The sequence below is a fragment of the Nitratidesulfovibrio sp. D1 genome (genome assembly GCF_051133415.1).
Taxonomy (GTDB): Bacteria; Desulfobacterota; Desulfovibrionia; order Desulfovibrionales; family Desulfovibrionaceae; genus Cupidesulfovibrio.
Window position 1 is genome coordinate 451,141 of sequence record NZ_JBPGNZ010000001.1, and the last position, 18,689, is coordinate 469,829.

Annotated in this window: 17 protein-coding genes; 14 read left to right on the plus strand and 3 right to left on the minus strand. The window is 68.5% G+C overall.

Going from position 1 to position 18,689, the window contains the following annotated elements; all coding sequences use genetic code 11:
* Nucleotides 1-10 precede the first annotated feature (10 nt).
* The 5 genes from ACR4XJ_RS01890 to ACR4XJ_RS01910 all read left to right on the plus strand — a co-directional run bounded on the left by ACR4XJ_RS01890 (nucleotide 11) and on the right by ACR4XJ_RS01910 (nucleotide 4,513).
* A complete protein-coding gene (locus tag ACR4XJ_RS01890; protein WP_434753613.1) occupies nucleotides 11-1,405 on the plus strand; it encodes a phosphomannomutase/phosphoglucomutase in 1,395 nt (464 codons plus the stop codon).
* A 73-nt stretch (nucleotides 1,406-1,478) separates the two neighbouring features.
* A complete protein-coding gene (locus tag ACR4XJ_RS01895; RefSeq protein WP_434753614.1) occupies nucleotides 1,479-2,000 on the plus strand; it encodes a TPM domain-containing protein in 522 nt (173 codons plus the stop codon).
* Nucleotides 2,001-2,061: 61 nt separating this feature from the next.
* Nucleotides 2,062-2,532 carry a ribonuclease HI gene (gene rnhA, locus ACR4XJ_RS01900; protein ID WP_434753615.1) on the plus strand — a complete coding sequence of 157 codons (471 nt, stop codon included), beginning with the start codon at nucleotides 2,062-2,064 and terminating at the stop codon, nucleotides 2,530-2,532.
* Nucleotides 2,533-2,695: 163 nt separating this feature from the next.
* Nucleotides 2,696-3,349, plus strand: a complete 654-nt coding sequence (locus ACR4XJ_RS01905) for a flagellar brake domain-containing protein (protein ID WP_434753616.1) — start codon at nucleotides 2,696-2,698, stop codon at nucleotides 3,347-3,349.
* 192 nt (nucleotides 3,350-3,541) lie between these two features.
* Nucleotides 3,542-4,513 (plus strand): hypothetical protein, encoded by a 972-nt coding sequence (locus ACR4XJ_RS01910; RefSeq protein ID WP_434753617.1) that lies wholly within the window; start codon nucleotides 3,542-3,544, stop codon nucleotides 4,511-4,513.
* A 15-nt stretch (nucleotides 4,514-4,528) separates the two neighbouring features.
* Here ACR4XJ_RS01910 and ACR4XJ_RS01915 read toward each other — a convergent pair whose 3' ends face one another.
* A complete protein-coding gene (locus ACR4XJ_RS01915) occupies nucleotides 4,529-4,945 on the minus strand; it encodes a secondary thiamine-phosphate synthase enzyme YjbQ (RefSeq protein WP_434753618.1) in 417 nt (138 codons plus the stop codon).
* 649 nt (nucleotides 4,946-5,594) lie between these two features.
* On the opposite strand from ACR4XJ_RS01915, the gene ACR4XJ_RS01920 reads away from it, so the two are divergent.
* A complete protein-coding gene (locus tag ACR4XJ_RS01920; protein WP_434753619.1) occupies nucleotides 5,595-7,229 on the plus strand; it encodes a glutamate synthase-related protein in 1,635 nt (544 codons plus the stop codon).
* 121 nt (nucleotides 7,230-7,350) lie between these two features.
* On the opposite strand, the gene ACR4XJ_RS01925 is transcribed toward ACR4XJ_RS01920, so the two are convergent.
* On the minus strand, nucleotides 7,351-8,511 hold the full coding sequence (locus ACR4XJ_RS01925) for a signal protein PDZ (protein WP_434753620.1): 1,161 nt from the start codon (nucleotides 8,509-8,511) through the stop codon (nucleotides 7,351-7,353).
* A 541-nt stretch (nucleotides 8,512-9,052) separates the two neighbouring features.
* Here ACR4XJ_RS01925 and ACR4XJ_RS01930 point away from each other — a divergent pair.
* The 8 genes from ACR4XJ_RS01930 (at nucleotide 9,053) to ACR4XJ_RS01965 (ending at nucleotide 16,963) form a co-directional block, all read left to right on the plus strand.
* On the plus strand, nucleotides 9,053-9,688 hold the full coding sequence (locus ACR4XJ_RS01930) for a GAK system XXXCH domain-containing protein (RefSeq protein WP_434753621.1): 636 nt from the start codon (nucleotides 9,053-9,055) through the stop codon (nucleotides 9,686-9,688).
* Nucleotides 9,689-9,698: 10 nt separating this feature from the next.
* On the plus strand, nucleotides 9,699-10,931 hold the full coding sequence (locus ACR4XJ_RS01935; protein WP_434753622.1) for a hypothetical protein: 1,233 nt from the start codon (nucleotides 9,699-9,701) through the stop codon (nucleotides 10,929-10,931).
* Nucleotides 10,932-11,064: 133 nt separating this feature from the next.
* Nucleotides 11,065-11,337: an amphi-Trp domain-containing protein gene (locus tag ACR4XJ_RS01940; RefSeq protein WP_333506618.1), complete on the plus strand. Its 273-nt coding sequence runs from the start codon at nucleotides 11,065-11,067 to the stop codon at nucleotides 11,335-11,337.
* Nucleotides 11,338-11,416: 79 nt separating this feature from the next.
* Nucleotides 11,417-13,138: a PhoU domain-containing protein gene (locus ACR4XJ_RS01945; RefSeq protein ID WP_434753623.1), complete on the plus strand. Its 1,722-nt coding sequence runs from the start codon at nucleotides 11,417-11,419 to the stop codon at nucleotides 13,136-13,138.
* Entirely contained in the window at nucleotides 13,120-14,037 is a 918-nt protein-coding gene (locus tag ACR4XJ_RS01950) for a GAK system ATP-grasp enzyme (protein WP_434753624.1), read from the plus strand. Before ACR4XJ_RS01945 ends, ACR4XJ_RS01950 begins: the two co-directional genes overlap by 19 nt.
* Entirely contained in the window at nucleotides 14,034-15,173 is a 1,140-nt protein-coding gene (locus ACR4XJ_RS01955; protein WP_434753625.1) for an HprK-related kinase B, read from the plus strand. Before ACR4XJ_RS01950 ends, ACR4XJ_RS01955 begins: the two co-directional genes overlap by 4 nt.
* Nucleotides 15,174-15,186: 13 nt before the next feature.
* On the plus strand, nucleotides 15,187-16,404 hold the full coding sequence (locus ACR4XJ_RS01960; RefSeq protein WP_434753626.1) for a GAK system CofD-like protein: 1,218 nt from the start codon (nucleotides 15,187-15,189) through the stop codon (nucleotides 16,402-16,404).
* 64 nt (nucleotides 16,405-16,468) lie between these two features.
* On the plus strand, nucleotides 16,469-16,963 hold the full coding sequence (locus tag ACR4XJ_RS01965; RefSeq protein WP_434753627.1) for an amphi-Trp domain-containing protein: 495 nt from the start codon (nucleotides 16,469-16,471) through the stop codon (nucleotides 16,961-16,963).
* A 102-nt stretch (nucleotides 16,964-17,065) separates the two neighbouring features.
* On the opposite strand, the gene ACR4XJ_RS01970 is transcribed toward ACR4XJ_RS01965, so the two are convergent.
* Nucleotides 17,066-18,649, minus strand: a complete 1,584-nt coding sequence (locus tag ACR4XJ_RS01970) for a methyl-accepting chemotaxis protein (RefSeq protein ID WP_434753628.1) — start codon at nucleotides 18,647-18,649, stop codon at nucleotides 17,066-17,068.
* Between the last annotated feature and the right edge of the window lie 40 nt (nucleotides 18,650-18,689).

Sequence of the window (18,689 nt, forward strand, 5' to 3'; positions counted from 1 at the left end):
CGGAGCACCCATGAAGCCGATTTCCGACCGCCCGTTCCGGGCCTATGACATACGCGGCATCGTCGATGCCGACTTCGACGCCGAATGGGTGGAGCGCCTTGGGCGCGCCTGCGGCACCTACCTGCTGGAGCGCGGCATCCCGTCCGCCGTGGTGGGCCACGACTGCCGCCACAGCTCCCCCGCCTACCACGACGCGCTGGCCGCCGGGCTCATCGCCTGCGGCATCGACGTGGTCAGCGTGGGCATGGTGCCCACCCCCCTGCTGTACTTCGCGGTGCGCCACCTGGAGCGCCAGGGCGGCATCATGATCACCGCCAGCCACAACCCGCCGGAATACAACGGCTTCAAGGTGTGGGCGGGGCAGACCACCATCCACACCACCGAAATCCGCCGCATCTATGAAATCCTCGCCGCCGGGCGCTTCGCCTCCGGCAAGGGCGTGGGTTGTTCCCTGGACATCGTGCCCGCCTACATGGAGGCGGTGACGCAGCGGGTGCGGCTTGCCCCGCGCGCCTCCGGCCCCCTGAAGGTGGTGGTGGACGGCGGCAACGGCGCGGGCGGCGAGATCTGCGCCGAACTGCTGCGCCGCCTGGGCGCCGACGTGGTCGCGCAGTACTGCGAGCCGGACGGGGCCTTTCCCAACCACCACCCCGACCCGGTGGTGGAGGCCAACATGCGCGACCTCAAGGCCCGCGTGGCCGCAGAGGGGGCGGACCTGGGCATCGGCCTGGACGGCGACGCCGACCGGCTGGGCGTGGTGGACGCGCACGGCCGCCTGCTGTTCGGCGACGAACTGCTCTCGCTCTTCGCGCGCGACCTGCTGGCCCGCAAGCCGGGGGGCGAGGTGATGGCCGACGTGAAGTGCTCGCACCGCCTGTTCCGCGACATCGAGGCCCACGGCGGCAAGCCCGCCATGTGGATCACCGGCCATTCGGTGATGAAGGCCCGCATGCTGGAGGTGGACGCCCCGCTGGCGGGCGAGATGAGCGGGCACATGTTCTTCAACGAGGGCTGGTACGGCTTCGACGACGCCATCTACGCGGCGGCCCTGCTGCTGCGCATCCTGTCCGCGTCCGGCGTGCCGCTGACGGAACTGCCCGGCTGGCCGCCCTCGTACGCCACGCCGGAACTGCACATGGCCTGCCCGGACGAGGTGAAGTTCGACGTGGTGCGCCGCGCGCAGGAACACTTCCGCGCGCTGTACGACGTCAACGAGATCGACGGCGCGCGCATCACCTGGCCCGACGGCTGGGCCCTGGTGCGCGCCTCGAACACCCAGCCGGTGCTGGTGCTGCGCTTCGAGGCGGAAACGCCCGGACGCCTGGCCGAAATCCGCGCGCTGCTGGAAACCCCGCTCACGGCCTGGATCGCCGAGGCGTTGGCCGGTGACGCCGCCACCGCATAGCCGGCGTCCGGCTGCCGTACCGCCGGACCTCCACACCGCCAGACCGGCAGCCCGGCACGCAGGAGCCTGATCCATGTTCCGCCTCTTTCCCAAGCGCGAGCGCGGCGAGCCGCGCCTGCCGCTGGTCCACGCCGACACGCCGGGCCAGTTCCTGCTGCGCACCATGCTGCTGCTGACCGTGTTCGCATTGACGGCGTGGGCCTTCTGGGCCAACAACGAACGCCGCCTGGCCGACCTGCGCGCCTCCTCCGCCGTATGGGACGAGGCGGACCTGCTGGCCGACGCGCAGGAAAAGGCCCTGCGCGAACTGGTAGGCGCCTTCCGCGAGGTGCACGGGCTGAAGCTGGTCATCCACATCCGGCGCGACACCCCGGAACTGCCCACCGTGGACGCCCGCACCATCTTCGTGGGGCTGTGCCCGGCAAAGGGGCAGGCCATCGTGGAACTGCCCCCGCTGGTGCGCAGGGCCTACGGCGAAACCCTGCCCCAGACCCTGGAAAACGACTGGCTGCGCCCCGCCATGGCGTCCGGCCAGTGGGCCGAAGGGCTGGTGCGCACCCTGAAATACCTGTGGGACAAGCTGGGCGAGGCATGATCCGGCCCGGCCATATTTTTTGCCATCCAGTTACCCCCAACCGACATCACCGGACCATCACATGACCATGAAGAACGTCCAGGCCTTCACCGACGGCTCGTGCCTCGGCAACCCCGGCCCCGGCGGCTGGGCCGCCGTGCTGCGCTGCAACGGCTCGGAGCGCGAGCTTTCGGGGGGCTTCGCCCTGACCACCAACAACCGCATGGAAATCCTGGCGGTCATCGAGGCCCTTTCCATCCTGAAGGAACCGTGCAGCGTGGACCTGCACACCGACTCGCAGTACGTGCGCAACGCGGTGGAAAAGAAATGGCTGGCGGGCTGGCGTCGCAACGGCTGGAAGACCAGCGACAAGAAGCCGGTGAAGAACCGCGACCTGTGGGAACGGCTGCAACCCCTGCTGGACGTGCACACGGTGCGCTTTCACTGGGTGCGCGGCCATTCCGGCCACCCGGAGAACGAACGGTGCGACGTGCTGGCCCGCACCCGCGCCTCGTCGGGCGGGCTGCCCCCAGACACGGGATACCGGGAATGACCCGTACCGGGGGACCGGCCAAAGCCATGGCATTTGCCGATGGCGGGGCGAACCCGGTAGGGTTATCCCCCATTCTTTTTTTGGGGAAATCCGGCTAGAAACGCGCATGCACCCCCGCAACGCAACCACCGGACGCCCCGCCGAGCGGGCCACGGAGCGCTCAATGGTCACCCGCACCCGCAACGGCCAGGCCCTCGACCTTCCCCTCGGCACGCGCATGCTGCTGAACATGGCGGGCACCAAGGAAAACCTGTCCAGCGAACTGGTGGGGTTGCAGCACTTCGAATACCTGATCCTGAAAATGCCGCTGGTGCCCGGCATCCGCGCGCGGCTGCTGAACGGAGAGATGGTGACCCTGCGCTACATCGCCGGGGGCACCATCTTCGGTTTCAAGAGCCAGGTGCTGAACCACATCGTCAAGCCGGGCTTCCTGCTGTTCGTGGAGTACCCCGACTCCATGGAACAGGTGGACCTGCGCCGGCACCGCCGGGTCAACTGCCTGCTGCCCGCCGCCGTGCACGGCCGCCATGGCGTGCACAAGTGCATCCTGCTGGACCTCAGCGAGGGCGGCTGCAAGGTCTCGCTGGAACTGCAACGCGAGGACCCCTTCCGCGAAACCGCCGTGGACGACATGCTGGTGTTGCAGTGCGGCTTCTTCGGCAGCGAGGGCGCGGCCCAGACCTCCCTTTCCTGCCTGGTGAAAAGCATCTCCATGGACGGCAGCCGGGTGCAGTTGGGCCTGAAGTTCGCCGACCTCGGCACCGATACGCAGCTGGAACTGTCCACCTACCTCGACAGCGTGTCCTGCCTGGTGTGACCGCCGGACCGCCGGACTGCCCGCCGCGGCCCCGTCCGTTCCATGGCCGACCGCTCCCCGTTTCCGGGACGCTTGACGCCCCCCTGCCCCGCCACTACCTGATGCCTCGGGCCATGCGCCGCCACGGCGTTGCGCGGCGCGCCCCAGCCGTGCGCACGACGCGCATCCCCCTTCCCCCGCACGGAGCCCCGCATGACCGACGCGCAGACCATGGGACACCTCTGGGACGGCCTTGGCCGCCCCCTGCTGCGTCTGGTGCTGTCCATGTCCGCCGGGCTGTTCGTGGCCAACTGCATAGAGGCCCTGCACTGGACGCGCGGGGTGGCCCGGCTGGCCGCGCCGCTGGTGCGCCTGGGGCACCTGCGCGACGTGGCCGGGGCGTCGTTCTCGCTGGCGTTCTTCTCGTCCGTGGCGTCCAACTCGCTGCTGGCCGAAAGCTACGAAAAGGGCGAACTGTCCAGGCGCGAACTGCGCTTCGCCAACCTGTTCAACAGCCTGCCCAGCTACTTCGTGCACCTGCCCACGCTGTTCTTCATCACCTGGCCGGTGCTGGGCTTTCCCGCCGTGGTCTACGTGGGGCTGACGCTGCTGGCCGCCTTCCTGCGCACCGCGCTCACGGTCGCCTGCGGGCGGGTGCTGCTGCCCCCGCTGCCCGAAGGCTGCGTGGCCTGCCATCTGGACGGGCATGAATCCGGAGGCTGGCGGGCCGGTCTGCGCACGGCGTGGCTGCGCTTTCGCAAGCGCATGCCGCGGGTGGTCTTCTTCACCGTGCCCACATACGCGGCCGTGTACTTCATGCAGCAGGCGGGCTGGTTCCACCTGGCCGAAGCCTGGATGGCCCGGCACATGGACGCCCTGTCCTTCCTGCGGCCGGAAGCGCTGGGCATCGTGCTGCTGCACCTGGCGGCGGAATTCGGCGCGGCGGTGTCCGCCGCCGGGGCGGTGCTGGGCGGCGGAGCGTTGACCGAGCGCGAGATCGTGCTGGCCCTGCTGGCGGGCAACGTGCTGTCCACGCCCATGCGCGCCTTCCGCCACCAGTTCCCGTCCTACTCCGGATACTTCAAGCCCGCGCTGGCGGTGGAACTCATCGTGGTCAACCAGGCCCTGCGCGCCGCGTCCATCGCGCTGGTGGGGCTTGGCTACTACTGGGCCACCCTGCCCTGACGCCGTCCGCCGGGGTCATTCCCCGATGATCTTCACCAGCACCCGCTTGCGGCGCCCGCCGTCGAACTCCCCGTAGAACACCTGCTCCCACGGGCCGAGGTCCAGCTTGCCTTCGGTCACGGCCACCACCACCTCGCGGCCCATGATCTGGCGCTTCATGTGCGCGTCGGCGTTGTCCTCGCCCACGTTGTGGCGGTACTGGCGCACCGGCTCGTGCGGGGCCAGCCGTTCCAGCCACTGCTCGTAGTCGTGGTGCAGGCCGCTTTCGTCGTCGTTGATGAACACGCTGGCCGTGATGTGCATGGCGTTGACCAGGCACAACCCCTCGCGGATGCCGCTTTCCGCCAGTTCCGCGTCCACCTGCGGGGTGATGTTGATGAACGCCCGCCGCGTGGGCACGTTGAACCACAATTCCTTGCGCCATGATTTCATGATTCCTCCCATACGCGCCAACTGCGCCCAATTCACCGGATACGCCCGATTCACCGGATTCACCGGATACGCCGGACAGGCCAGCCATGGTGGTCATGACGGCCCACGTTCCATTTTTCCGATTTTCTACATTTTCGACATATTCGGATTACAAGGTCGCCTCGTCCGCCGCCTCATTCAGGGCAGTTCGAAAGCGAATATTTCCGGGATAGCTGTGCGGCGTACCAATTTTTTGGAATAAAAATGTCAAAATCTGACATTTTTTACGACAAAAATGTAGCAAGCCGAAATTGTAAAAATCATGCATTCCCGTGCTTGCGCCCGGCCATACGCGCGGGCATACCACTGCGGCATGGCTGTACCGCCACTGCCGGTTCCATGGCGGACAGATGACGGCAACCGGCGCTCCACACCGAACCATGCCCATGCACGCGGGGGACGTCCCTTCCCGGCGCATCCGCCATGCCGGACTGCGGCCGTTGCATGGCGTCGGGTGCGGCTTGCCGCGCCCGGTGCATGCACCATCCGGAAACACCCTTGCAACAGCATGTCATCCGTCATGCACGCCCGCGTTGCCTTGCCCGGTTCCTGGCGGTATGCCCGCTTTCCATCACCTGGCATATCATGGACCACCCCGGAGGAAGGAAGCATGTCCCAGTGGCTCAAGAGCAATGACGTCCTCGGCACCACCAACCGCGGCAACACGGCCGAATCCGGCCTGTGCACCCTGTGCCGCGCCGACTGCATGGGCAAGTGCGAAACCTGGCTGTCGTGCATGAAGGGACGGGAAACCCTGTACCCGCGCGACTTCGGCATCGTCACCGCCGGCAGCGGCAACACCACCCACGTGGGCGTATCGTACAATTCGCTGCGCATCCAGGGCTACAACTACGGGGCCTGCGGCGCGGGCGAAAAGGCCGCCAGCGGCGACGCCCTGTTCACCGATGTTTCCCTTGCCGCCTCCTTCGGCGCGCACAGCAAGACCACCTGCCGCTACCCGCTGATGACCGGCGCCCTCGGCTCCACCTTCGTGGCCGCCAAGTACTGGGACGCCTTCGCCACCGGCTGCGCCATCTGTGGCGTGCCCATCGTGGTGGGCGAAAACGTGGTGGGCATCGACCGCGAGGCCGTGCTGGAGAACGGGCGCATCACCAGGGCCCCCGAACTGGAACGCCGCATCGACAACTACCTGCGCTATTACGACGGGCACGGGGCCATCATCGTGCAGCTGAACGTGGAGGACACCCGCAACGGCGTGGCCGAATACGTGGCGGGCAAGTACGGCGACAAGGTGATCATCGAACTGAAGTGGGGCCAGGGCGCCAAGGACATCGGCGGCGAGATCGAGGTGAAGAGCCTGGACTACGCCCAGTTCCTGAACCAGCGCGGCTACCTGGTGGACCCCGACCCCACCCGGCCCGAGGTGCAGGAAGGCTACCGCAGCGGCGCGGTGAAGGGCTTCGCCCGGCACAGCCGCCTGGGCTACACCGACCTTTCCGGCTACGAGCAGGTGCGCGAGAACTTCATGACCCAGGTGGCCTACCTGCGCTCGCTGGGCTTCGGCCGCATCTCGCTGAAGACCGGCGCCTACGGCATGGAAGCCCTGGCCATGTCCATCCGCCTGGCCTCCGAGTGCGAACTGGACCTGCTGACCATCGACGGCGCGGGCGGCGGCACCGGCATGAGCCCGTGGGACATGATGGAAACCTGGGGCGTGCCGTCCATCCTGCTGCACGCCAAGGCCGCCGAATACGCGGCCCTGCTGGCCGCCAGCGGCCGCCGGGTGGTGGACATGTCCTTCGCGGGCGGCTTCGCCAAGCCCAGCCAGATATTCAAGGGGCTGGCCCTTGGCGCGCCCTACGTGAAGATGATCTGCATGGGCCGGGCCATGATGATTCCCGGTTTCCTCGGGTCCAACATCGAGGGCGTGCTGAAGCCCGAAAACCGCGCCCGCGTCAGCGGCAACTGGGACACGCTGCCCAAGACCGTGTCCGAGCACGGAACCACCGCGGCGGAAATCTTCGCCGGGTACCATGACATGCAGGCCAAGATCGGGCGCGAGGCCATGAAGGACCTGCCGTACGGGGCCATCGCCATGTGGACCCTGCTGGACAAGCTGGGCGCGGGCGTGCAGCAGCTGATGGCGGGCGCGCGCCGCTTCTCGCTGGACCAGATCCGCCGCGAGGACATCGCCTCGGGCAACCGCGAGACCGAGCGCGAGACCGGCATCCCGTTCATCACCGACGTGCAGGACGAGTTCGCCAGGGCCATCCTGAAGGCGTAGCGCGCCGCCGGGGCAGCCTCCGGGTGGCCCCCCGGACAGTCCTCACCCCCCGAACGAAAACGGGGCGGAAACCCGCATGGTTTCCGCCCCGTTCCTGTTTTCGATGCGGGCATGCGCCGTACTACGGCACAAGCGGCTGCCCCGCCGCCAGCCTGCCGTCGATCTCGGCCACGGCCAGGGCCAGCCGGGCGGAGCGCGCCCGGGCGTCGGCGCCAGCCGGGGCGGTTTCGCCGTGCAGCACCGAGCGGCGCGAGGGCGGAAGTTCCGCCATCGCCTCGAACATGGGTCCGGCCCGGCGGTGGTCGTACCCCGCGCGGGCCATGCAGAACAGGGCCAGACGGTCGATGTCGTGGCCGCCGGTCTGGCGGTCCGCCTCCGCGGCTTCGGGCTTCACCAGCCCGCCCGCCGGGGGCATTCCGTAGTATCCGCGCACGCCGGGCTTGCCGGTTCCCGACGACGCCGCGCCGCCCCCCGTCTGGCCTGTCTGGCCGGTCTGGCGGATATGCCTGGCCATTTCGCGGCCCAGCACGGCGGCCAGGTCCGCATCGTCGGAAAAGCGCTCCAGCAGGCCGATGGTCACGTGGATGGACTGGCCCGTGGAAGAGGCGTCCACGGTGTCGCGCACCTCCACGTCCATGACGGTGTCGCACACCCGGCGGAAGCGCACCGGCACGTCCATGCGCAGGCCGTTCCGGTCCACGGTGTAGGTCACGGTGTCGCCCGCGCCCAGGGCCTTGGTCACCTGCCAGCGCAGGGTGCGCGCGGCCAGCTTGCCGGTGGGCATGGGCTGGCCGTTCACCGCCGCCAGCACGTCGCCGGGGCGGATGCCCGCCTCTTCGCCGCCGCTGCCGCGCAGCACGCTGATGACCCGGTGGCGCGCATCCAGCCCGTACTCGCGCGCGTAGGCGTCGCGCCAGCGCCGCATTTCCACGAAAGCGCCAAGGTCGCCCCAGCGCACCGGCGAAAGCATGTCGTCCAGCGTGTCGGTGCTGACCACCACCACGCCGTCGTCCAGCACGGTGCGCCCGCCGCACAGCGGGGCGTTGGATTCGCGCAGGGCGTAGCCCACGTTCCACAGCCGTTCGCGCTGGCACATCCGCCGCTCCACCGAGGCGGGCGGCTGGGGGCAGTGTTCCTTCCGCGCCTCGACAACGGGGGCCGGAGCCACGGCCTTGCGGCCGCACCCCGACAGCGCCGCGACCAGCAGAAGGGATGCGAGGGCCACCGCAAGCAGCCGCGCGGCGCCCGGACCCCACTGCATCCTTCCCCGAAATACCGTCATGCCACCTCCATTCCGGTGCATCATCCCGCGCGGATGCCTGTTTCCCCTTGCCCGGCGCGGGTGTTCGTCTTGTGCGGAACCCTCATCCCGCTGCCGCCGCATACCGTGCCGCGACAGTTCATGCAAGTCCTCCGCGGAACATCGGCCCGCGCGGCATCACCATGCCGCGACATCATATCGTAATACGGCAGAACATGCCGCACTGGCGGATCTCCGAATGTGAAGCAAACCCCGTGCCTCGCAAGCGAACACTGCAACATGCGCACGTGCCCGCCCCCGCGTGCCGCCGCATGGCGTTCCCGCATTCCATCATGCATGCCGCATGGTTCCGCAACGCCAAGGCGGCATGGCGTGTCGGCGGCAGCCCCCCGTCATGCAAACGTAACGTCCGGAATATCATTGTAACGATACCGCCACCGTCCGGCCATCAAGGCTGGCCTTGCCCGCGTGTATATGACCGGAAGACGACGTTCCGGAACCGTCACACGGCGCGGAAGCGGCCAGAAACGGGGCACCGTGCCCGCCATCGGGGTACCTGACCATGGGCAGCAGAAAGACCTCCTTTTCCATCACCCGGCAGGAACTGCCCGCCGTGCTGCGGCGCATTGCCGACGCCCTGGAGCGGGCCGATGCCGAGGAGCAGTCCGGCGCGGCAACCGGCGGCGAAACGGACCCGCTGCTGGCCGCCGGGCTGGGCGATTTCCGCAAGTTCAAGCTCAACGCCACGCACGCCTTCGGCCAGATGGAGGTGGTGCTCAAGGTCAAGACCCCCGACGCGGCCGCCATCCCGCCCCATGCCGCCGAAACGGCCCGGTCGCCGGGACGCCCCTCGTACAAGTCGCTGAAGAAGCGGATGCGCTCGTCGTTCAAGGCGTTGCGCCGGGCCGTGCAGGCCGGGGCGATGCCCCCGCCCGAGGCCGCCGCGTCGTTCCTGTCCGATTCGCTGCTGATGGTGGAATATCCGGGCTACGGCGACGAACACTACGGGGCGTATCGCCAGGCCACCGAAGCCCTGCGCGCGGCGCTGGAGGCCGCGCCCACGGACGGTTCTCCCGCCGCCGCCCCCTCCGGCGTCCCCCCTGCCCCGGCCGCCATTCCGCCCGTCACGCCGGAAATCCGCCACGCCGTGGAAGAACTCTACCGGCTCATGGTCCTGTGCCATGACCGCTACAAATAGGCCGCCCGCCATGAAGATCGTCAAACCCCCGGCGCGCCGGTGCGCAGACCTCGAAGCCCGGTTGCAGGCCCTTTCCGATGACGTCACCGAGCAGGAGGACGCCCTGTTCCGCTCGCTGGTCGTCACCGAACTGGCCCCCTGGCAGGAGGAACAGGTGACCACGCCCCCGGCCGTGCACGAGGCCCAGCGCGAGGTGCTGGCCACCCACTGGCACCCGGAATTCGTGCCCATGGGGCTCATCCGACGGCGCATCGAGACCATGTTCCCCGGCCGCGAGGAAGAGTTGATCATCCCCACCCAGCACAACGAACTGACAAGCTGGGACGGCTACACCGGCGTGGAGGTGGACTGCTATTCCAGCGGCTTCAACCAGAAGGTGCAACTGCTGCTGCACTTCGAAAGCCGCCGCGTGGCCGACGGCACGCCCGGCGACGCCCCGACCGGCGGCTGCGCGGACGCGCCCGCCCCCCTTCCGGGCGACAGGGCGCACACCCTGCGCTCCATGCTGGCCCACACCCGCAGGTACCGCGCCTCGCAACTGTACGACTACGTGCGCGCCGTGGTGCGGCCCGACGACGACGCGGCCGGGCACGCCGTGCGCGAGACCGGCGCCGACGACGACGTGCTGGCCTTCGCCCGGACCATGACCGGCAAGTTCTCTCGTCTGCTGGAAACCCACGGCGCGGACCTGCCCAAGGACATGGTCAAGAACAAGCTGCTGCGCAACTTCATCGACGGCCTGCGCGGCCACTGGGAAGACACCTTCATCGACCGGGTGCAAGCCTACCTGAAGGCGGTGAAGGAACAGGTGAAGCGGCGCTTTCCGCTCGGCTACTTCTACCGGGCCACGGAGTTCATCGAAGAAGCGCACGGCCTTGGCGGGTGCGTGGTCATTCCGCATCCGGAACAGTTCTGGCCCATCCTGCTCGCCGAATATGACGTGGACGGCTACGAGGTGTGGAACCCCCAGTCCAGCCGGTACACCGAATTCCTCATCTCCGTGGCCAACCGCAAGAACCGGGGGCCGGGCCTTTCGCGCCGCGAAATCCTGGTGTTCATGGGCGACGACTGCCACCTGGGCGAAAAGACCCGCCCGCGCGACCGGCAGGACACGGAAAAGGCCGCCCGCGAGGTGGGCCTGCAACCGGCCTGGGACGACCCCGCCGTGCGCAAGCGCCTTTCGCTGACCGGGGTGAGCCGCGCCAGCGTCATCAGGGATTACCGGGCGCGACTGGCGGGCTGACAACGGCCCGCAGGCGACGCGACGCACCCCTGTCCCCCACCCCCGCCCTGCCCCGCCGTCACCCGACCTTCACCGGTACGGCACGCCGCCGCCCCCCGCGCGGGGCATAACCAATCCGAGACAGGAGACAGCCATGAGTTCGGAAGAAAAGTTCGTCTTCGAATCGCTGCAAGACTGCGAATCCATCCGCGCCTTCCTTGAAGCGCTCACCGAGGGCGTGGGCAGCAAGCACCTTGTGCTGTCCTCCGGCGGCGAGCGCATCGAGTTGTTCCCGCAGGGGCTGTTGCAGGTGGAAGTGAAGGCCCGGCGCAAGGGCGGGTCGAGCAAGGTCAGCCTGAAGCTGGAATGGAAGGACGCCCCCCGCGTGGAAACCACCGACAGGACGCTGTCCGTCAGCAGCAACTGACGCCCCTCCATGAGAACGGGGCCGGAGCGCCGCCCCCGCCTTCTTCAACGGACAGTCCCAAAGGCAAGATGTTCCGCACATGATCACCTTCGAAGGGCTGAGCGAAAACTTCAGGTTCCTGGTGCTCGAGGTTTCGGGCCAGTTGCGCGCCACGCACGAGTTCATGCGTACCCCCACGCGCGAGCTGTTCGACCGCATCACCGGGCGCGACGACTACATCGACAACCTGAAGACCATCATCGAGAACAAGTGTTTCTCGCGCATCCACACGGACAACTCGCTGGACCGGCGCGAGATACACCGCATCCGGGCCATCCATACCATTGCCGTGAACCTGGAGCGCATCGCCGACTTCTGCGTGAACATCCTGGGGCAGATGGCCCACCTTTCCGACCCCGGCCGCCTGCGGGCCGACGAGTACGACCCCATCTTCGCCGAGATAGAGGCCAGCCTGAACCGCATCATCCCCGCGCTGGAAAAGGAAGACCTGCCCGGCGCCCTGGCCATCTGCCGCAGCGAGTACGAGCTGGACCGGCTGTACGAGGCGGTGTTCCACCGCACCCTGGCCGAAATGTCCGACGGCCGCAGCGTGCACGACCGCATCACCACCATCTTCATCTTCCGGTATCTGGAACGCATCGGCGACAGCCTGCTGAACGTGGGCGAGGCGCTGATCTTCAGCGTGCTGGGCGAAAAGATAAAGATAAAGCAGTTCGAGGCGTTGCAGAAAACGCTATCCACATCGGGCTTCGGCGATTCGCTGTCGGACATCGACTTCCGTTCCATCTGGGGCACCCGCTCGGGCTGCCGCATCGGCCGGGTGGAGCGGGTGCGCAACGCGCGCAGTTCCACCGGCGACGCGGAAGGCGGGGGCGGCCCCGGTGGCCTCGGCTCCATCTACAAGCAGGGCAACAAGAAGAAGATCATCAGGGAGCGGGACAACATCGCCCGCTGGTCCACCCTGTTCCCCAACCTGGTGCCGGAAATCTTCGGCTACCACGAGGACGACGACTCCGCCGCGCTGCTGGTGGAATTCCTGCAAGGGTGCACGCTGGACGAAATCGTCCTGACCGGCGACGGCGAAATCCTGCAGAACGCCATGTTCGTGCTGCTCCAGACCCTGCACGCGATATGGGAAAGGACGGCCGCGCCCGGCCCCGTGCCCACCGACTACATGCGCCAGATGCGTTCGCGCATGGAGTCCGTGTTGCAGGTGCACCCCGGCCTGCGGCGCGACGGCGTCAGCCTGTGCGGCGCGGGCGCCCTGTCCACCGAACAGCTCATGGACCGCTGCGAGGCCATCGAAAAGACCCTGCCCGCGCCGTTCACCGTGTTCATCCACGGCGACTTCAACGTGAACAACCTGGTCTACGACCACACCCGGCAGGCGGTGCGGTTCATCGATCTGCACCGCTCGCGCGACTGCGACTACGTGCAGGACATTTCGGTGTTCCTGGTCTCCAACTACCGGCTGCCGGTATTCGAGCCCGCCCTGCGCGGGCGCATCCGCTGGGTGATGCGCGAATTCCTGCTCTTCGCCCTCGGGGTGGCGGACGCGCGCGGCGACGCCACCTTCCAGGCGCGGCTGGCCCTGGCGCTGGCCCGTTCGCTGTACACATCCACCCGGTTCGAACTGAACCACCATTTCGCCAAGGACATGTACCTGCGCTCGCACTACCTGATGGAGCGCATCGTGGCCCATCGCGGCCCGTGGGAAAGCTTCCGCCTGCCGGTGGAGGTGCTGGACTGCGGCCGCAACGCCATCATGAGGGAGGAAGCGCCGTGCGCATTGGCGTCGTAGGAACCAGCGGCGGCTGGTCGTCGGAACTGCTGGCCGACACCGTGGGCAGGGCCACCGGGCACCGCCTGCTCATCGAAATGGACAAGGTGCGGCTGGACCTGCCGTCGGGCCGCTGCCTGTACGAAGGCACCGACCTTTCCACGCTGGACGCGCTGATCATCAAGAAGATCGGTGCGTGGTACTCGCCGGACCTGCTGGACCGGCTGGAAATGCTGCGCCTGCTCAACGAACGGGGCCTGCCCATGTTCTCGGCCCCGCTGCGGGTGCTGCGGGTGCTGGACCGGCTGAGTTGCACCATCACCTTGCAGTCCGGCGGCGTACCCATGCCGCCCACCACCATCACCGAGGACGTGGACCACGCCGTGGAAGCCGTGCGGGAATACGGCCGCGCGGTGTTCAAGCCGCTGTACTCCACCAAGGCGCGGGGCATGACCGTCATGGAGGATGGCCCCGACCTGCGCGACCTTCACGACCTTCACGACAGGGTGGCGGCCTACAAGGCCGACCATTCCATCCTGTACATCCAGAAGACCATCGAGCTGGAAGGCGGGCAGGACCTTGGGGTGGTGTTCCTGGGCGGCAGGTACCTGACCACCTATGCCCGCTGCCGCACCAACGGCAGCTGGAACACTACCACGGCCGACGGCGGCAAATATGCCCCGTTCGAGCCCCCGGCCGAGGTCATCGCCATGGCCGAGCGGGCGCAGGCGCTGTTCGGCCTTGATTTCACCTGCGTGGACGTGGCCCTGACCGCGTCCGGCCCCTACGTCTTCGAGGTGTCGGCCTTCGGCGGGTTCCGGGGCATTCTGGAAACCAGCGGGCTGGACGCCGCGCAACTCCTGCTGGAGCACGTGCGGAACTGCCTGTCAGGTGATACCCCCATGGAGCCCGCCGCATGAGCGCCACCGCCGCCCGCACCCTTTCCCCGCACCTGACCCGCGCCGCCCTGGCCGCCGACGTGCGCGGCTGGTACCCCGCCACCCATGAACTGGCCCTGCGCATCAACGACGTGTACGTGCGCGTGGCCACCAACGCGCCGGAACTGCACCACAAGCTGTCCCGCTACTTCGGCGGATTCCTGACGCCGGACGTGCCGGAGCACGGCGTGCCCGTCGGGGCGGACGTCATCCGGGTCACCGCGCACGAGGCCCCGCGCCGCGACTGGGGGCTGCCCTTCACCGTGAAGCGGCCCGACGCGGGCAAGCGCACGGTCAAGGAAGAATACCTGGACCTGCCGGATGGGCGCATGGTGCACAAGCGGCTGACGGGCATGCTCTTCGCCTTCGGCGGGGGGGACAACGTGGCCGTGGGGCCGTGCATCGCCAACGACAACCAGGTGGTCAACTTCATCAACAACCGCTACCTGGAACTGATGCTGAACCGGGGCTGCCTGCTGGGCCACGCCGCCGCCGTGTCCCACGCCGGGCGCGGCCTGGCCGTGGCGGGCTTTTCGGGCATGGGCAAGTCGACCCTGTCGCTGCGGCTGATGAGCCGGGGAACCACCTTCGTCAGCAACGACCGGGTGCTGGTGGAACGGGGAAGCGGCGTCGCCGCCCCGCGCTGCCTGGGCATTCCCAAGCAGCCGCGCATCAACCCCGGCACCATCCTGGCCAACCCCGACCTTGCCCCGGTGCTGACCCAAGAGGAACGCGTCACCCTGTCCGCGCTGCCCCCCGACGCCCTGTGGCACCTGGAGCGCAAGTACGACGCCATCATCTCCGACTGCTTCGGACCGGGGCGCTTCGTACCGCAGGCCCCGCTGGACGCGCTGGTGATCCTGAACTGGCGGCGCAACGGCGAACCGCTGCGGGTGCGCATGGACAGCGCGGACGACCGGCCCGACCTGCTGCCTGCGTTCATGAAGTCCACCGGGGTCTTCTACCTGCCCGGCCCCGGCGGCTGGGACCAGGACCCCGGCCTTGCGGAGTATGCGCGCGCCCTTGCCGGGGTCCCCATCATCGAACTGTCCGGCGGGGTGGACTTCGACGACGCGGCGGATGCGTGCATGCGCTTCCTGTCCACGGGCGGGCTGTAGGACCGGGCGCGGAATGGCCCGGCTGCTGCTGACCCGGCAGGTCACCCTGCCCGACCCGGTGAAGGTGGAACGCTTCGCCCGCGCGCCGGACCTTGGGCCGCGCATCCTGTTCTTCAGCGGGGGCACGGCCCTGCGCGACGCCGCCACCGACCTTGCGCGGCACACCCACAACTCGGTGCACCTGATCACCCCGTTCGATTCCGGCGGCAGTTCCGCCCGGCTGCGCCAAGCCTTCGCCATGCCCGCCGTGGGGGACCTGCGCAACCGGCTGATGGCCCTGGCCGACCGCAGCCTGCACGGCAACCCCGCCGTGTTCCGGCTGTTCGCCTTCCGCCTGCCCGCCGAGGGCGACCGAGCGGAATTGGCCGATACCCTCGGCGCGCTGGCCCAGGGCAGGCACCCCCTTGTGCGGGCCATACCCGACCCGCTGCGCAAGATCGTGCGCTCGCACATCGGCGCGTTCATCGAGCATGCCGGGCTGCAAAAGGAAGGCGGCTTCGACCCGCGCGGGGCCAGCCTCGGCAACATCGTGCTGGCGTCCGGCTACCTCCAGAACCGCCGCCACCTGGACCCGGTGATCTTCATCTTTTCCAAGCTGGTGCAGGTGCGCGGGGTGGTGCGGCCCATCGCCAACGCCGACCTGCACCTGGCCGTGAAGCTGGCCGACGGCCGGGTCATCGGCGGGCAGCACCGTTTCACCGGCAAGAACGGCATGCCGCCGCTCACCGCGCGCATCGAGGACATCTGGCTGTGCAGGTCGCCCGACGACACCGCCCCGGCGGACCTGCGCCTGCGGGCCAAGGTGCGCGAACTCATCGCCATGGCCGAACTGGTGTGTTATCCTGTGGGCAGCTTCTATTCCAGCGTCATCGCCAACCTGCTGCCCTCGGGCGTGGGCGCGGCCCTGGCCGCCACCCGCTGCCCCAAGGTCTTCGTGCCCAACACCGGCAGCGACCCGGAACTGCTGGGCCACACCCTTGAGTTGCAGGTGGAGCGGTTGCTGCGCCACCTGCGCAACGACGCGCCGGACGCCATCAGCCCGCGCGACGTGCTGGACTTCATGCTGGTGGATTCCAAGGGCGGCCGCTACCCCGGCGGCATTCCCAGGGCCATGTTGCAGCGCCTGGCCGAACTGGGCATCCGCGTGCTGGACTGCCCGCTGGTAAGCCGCCAGTCGGCCCCGTACATCGACGAACGCCTGCTCAATCCGGTGCTGCTTTCGTTGTGCTGAGCCCGGCAGGGCGTCCGCGCGGCCCGCACCGAACACAACCGCTACCAACGAATGGAGGATTCCCATGGACGGTGAAAAGCAGAAGGTGAGCATCGAACAGCAGATGGCCTACGCCGAGGCGGTGGCCTACCTGGAAGCGCTGCTGAAGGGCTTCAAGGAAGGCCGCATCGTGGTGGAGCGCAGCGGCGAATCGGTGGTGCTGACCCCGCCGCAGAGCGTGAACGTGGAAATCGAGGCGCGCCGCAAGGGCGACAAGCAGAAGTTCTCGCTGGAACTGGAATGGAGCGCGGCCCCCGCCGTGGTGGAAGACCCGCTGACCATCTCCGCCGACCTGCCCAAGGGCGACGCCCCCTGCGCCAAGGGCTGCCCCACCTCCGCCCCCGCGGAAGCGGCCAAGGCCACCCCGGCCCCGGCCAAGCCTGCCGACGCCAAGGCTGCGGCTGCCCCGGCCAAGCCCGGCCCCACGGCCCCGGCGTCCTCGGTGAGCTATGGCGACTCCAAGCCGGAACCGGCCAAGCCCGCCGCCCCCAAGGACGCCCCCAAGCCCGGCGGCAAGTAGCCCCGCGCCACACCAGACAGAACAGACACGAAGGCCGCCCGCCGGAGTATTCCGACGGGCGGCCGCGTTGCCTTGTCTTTCGGGGCGGGGCGGCTTGCGCCCCTATGCTGTCATATTATGAATGATCCCCCGCAACTGCCCGGCCATGTCGGCCAGCGCGCTCACCGCGCGCCCGGCCTGCTCCACCTCGGACGTGACCTTGCCCGAGATGTCGCGCACCTCGGCCACGGAACTGCTGATGTGTTCGCTGGTGGACGACTGCTGTTCCGCCGCCGTGGCGATGGCGTGCACCTGGTCGTTGGTGGCCACCACCAGGGTGACGATTTCGGCCAGGGCCGCGCCCGATTCGGCGGACAGCCCGCGCGAGCGCTCCACGGCATGCACCGCCGCCTCCATGCCCGCCACCGAATCGCGGGTGCCTTCCTGGATGGCCCGGATGGCCTCGCCCACCTCGCGGGTGGCGTTCATGGTCTTTTCGGCCAGCTTGCGCACCTCGTCGGCCACCACGGCGAAACCGCGTCCGGCGTCACCGGCGCGGGCCGCCTCGATGGCCGCGTTCAGGGCCAGCAGGTTGGTCTGGTCGGCGATGTCGCTGATGACCTCCATGACCCGGCCGATGCCCTCGGCCCTGGTGCCCAGCGCGCCCAGGTCGGCCTTGAGCCGGGCGGCCATGGCGCTCACCTCGTCGATGGCGGCCATGGCCTTTTCCACCACGCCCGCCCCGGCTTCCGCCTTGGCGCGGGCGTCGGTGGCCTGATGGGCGGCGTCCGAGGCGCTGCGGGCCACGGCCAGCACGGCGCTGTTCATTTCGTCCATGGCGGCGGCCGTCTCGCCGATGCGCCCGGCCTGCCGGTCGGTGAGGGTGCCCGCGTTGCGCATCTGCCCGGCCAGGGTGGCCGAGGTGCGGGCCACCTCGCCGGAGATTTCCTCCGACTGGCGGGCCGCGTCGGCGATGCGCCGGTTGGTGGCCTCCAGCTCGGCCTCGCGGGCGCGCAGGTCGGTAAGGTCCTGATAGATGCACAGCGCGCCCATCAGCTTGCCCTCGATGTCGTACAGGGGCGAGGCGTTGATGAAGATGCGCCGCTTGCCGCCCTTGCGTCCGGTCAGGTCCACCTCGCGCCGGGCGACGGTGCCGTTCTCGATACAGTCGCGCAGCACCGTGCGCCGGGTGGCGTCGCCGTAGAAGAACTGGGCCACGTTCTGGCCGTGGAAGTCCTCCGGCTTGCCGTCGTGCTCCAGGATGTGCAGCAGGTTGGTGTTGGTGTAGGTGAGCACCTCCTTGGGGTCCACCACCACGAAGGGGGTGTCGATGCCCTTCAGCACGCCCTGCGCAAAGGAAAGGTTTCTGCGCAACTGGCCGATAAGCCCATCGAGGGCGATGCGCATCTCGACCAGTTCATCGCCGCCGTCGCAGGCGAAACAGACGGAATGGTCCCCGGCCTTCAGGAGGTCGAGCCGCCGGGTGATCTCGCCCAGGGGCCTGACCACCTTGGCGTGCAGCAGAAGGGCCAGGACTATGGCCAGCACCACCGCGCACCCCACGGTGATGCCCCCGGCCAGCCAGATGGCGCCGGGGGTGACGGAGCCCGCGCCCACCGAACCGAGCCAGGCGAAACCGCCCAGACAGACCAGGGGAACCAGTGCGAGCAGGAAGATAAGTGTCCGGATGCGCAACCCTTGCATCATCGAGGCATCTCCTTGTGTGACAGGACACGGCAAAATGGCG

Coding starts and splice junctions, on each gene's coding strand:
- ACR4XJ_RS01890 (WP_434753613.1), top strand. CDS start 11: ATGAAGCCGATTTCCGACCGCCCGTTCCGGGCCTATGACATACGCGGC.
- ACR4XJ_RS01895 (WP_434753614.1), top strand. CDS start 1,479: ATGTTCCGCCTCTTTCCCAAGCGCGAGCGCGGCGAGCCGCGCCTGCCG.
- rnhA (WP_434753615.1), top strand. CDS start 2,062: ATGACCATGAAGAACGTCCAGGCCTTCACCGACGGCTCGTGCCTCGGC.
- ACR4XJ_RS01905 (WP_434753616.1), top strand. CDS start 2,696: ATGGTCACCCGCACCCGCAACGGCCAGGCCCTCGACCTTCCCCTCGGC.
- ACR4XJ_RS01910 (WP_434753617.1), top strand. CDS start 3,542: ATGACCGACGCGCAGACCATGGGACACCTCTGGGACGGCCTTGGCCGC.
- ACR4XJ_RS01915 (WP_434753618.1), bottom strand. CDS start 4,945: ATGAAATCATGGCGCAAGGAATTGTGGTTCAACGTGCCCACGCGGCGG.
- ACR4XJ_RS01920 (WP_434753619.1), top strand. CDS start 5,595: ATGTCCCAGTGGCTCAAGAGCAATGACGTCCTCGGCACCACCAACCGC.
- ACR4XJ_RS01925 (WP_434753620.1), bottom strand. CDS start 8,511: ATGACGGTATTTCGGGGAAGGATGCAGTGGGGTCCGGGCGCCGCGCGG.
- ACR4XJ_RS01930 (WP_434753621.1), top strand. CDS start 9,053: ATGGGCAGCAGAAAGACCTCCTTTTCCATCACCCGGCAGGAACTGCCC.
- ACR4XJ_RS01935 (WP_434753622.1), top strand. CDS start 9,699: ATGAAGATCGTCAAACCCCCGGCGCGCCGGTGCGCAGACCTCGAAGCC.
- ACR4XJ_RS01940 (WP_333506618.1), top strand. CDS start 11,065: ATGAGTTCGGAAGAAAAGTTCGTCTTCGAATCGCTGCAAGACTGCGAA.
- ACR4XJ_RS01945 (WP_434753623.1), top strand. CDS start 11,417: ATGATCACCTTCGAAGGGCTGAGCGAAAACTTCAGGTTCCTGGTGCTC.
- ACR4XJ_RS01955 (WP_434753625.1), top strand. CDS start 14,034: ATGAGCGCCACCGCCGCCCGCACCCTTTCCCCGCACCTGACCCGCGCC.
- ACR4XJ_RS01960 (WP_434753626.1), top strand. CDS start 15,187: ATGGCCCGGCTGCTGCTGACCCGGCAGGTCACCCTGCCCGACCCGGTG.
- ACR4XJ_RS01965 (WP_434753627.1), top strand. CDS start 16,469: ATGGACGGTGAAAAGCAGAAGGTGAGCATCGAACAGCAGATGGCCTAC.
- ACR4XJ_RS01970 (WP_434753628.1), bottom strand. CDS start 18,649: ATGATGCAAGGGTTGCGCATCCGGACACTTATCTTCCTGCTCGCACTG.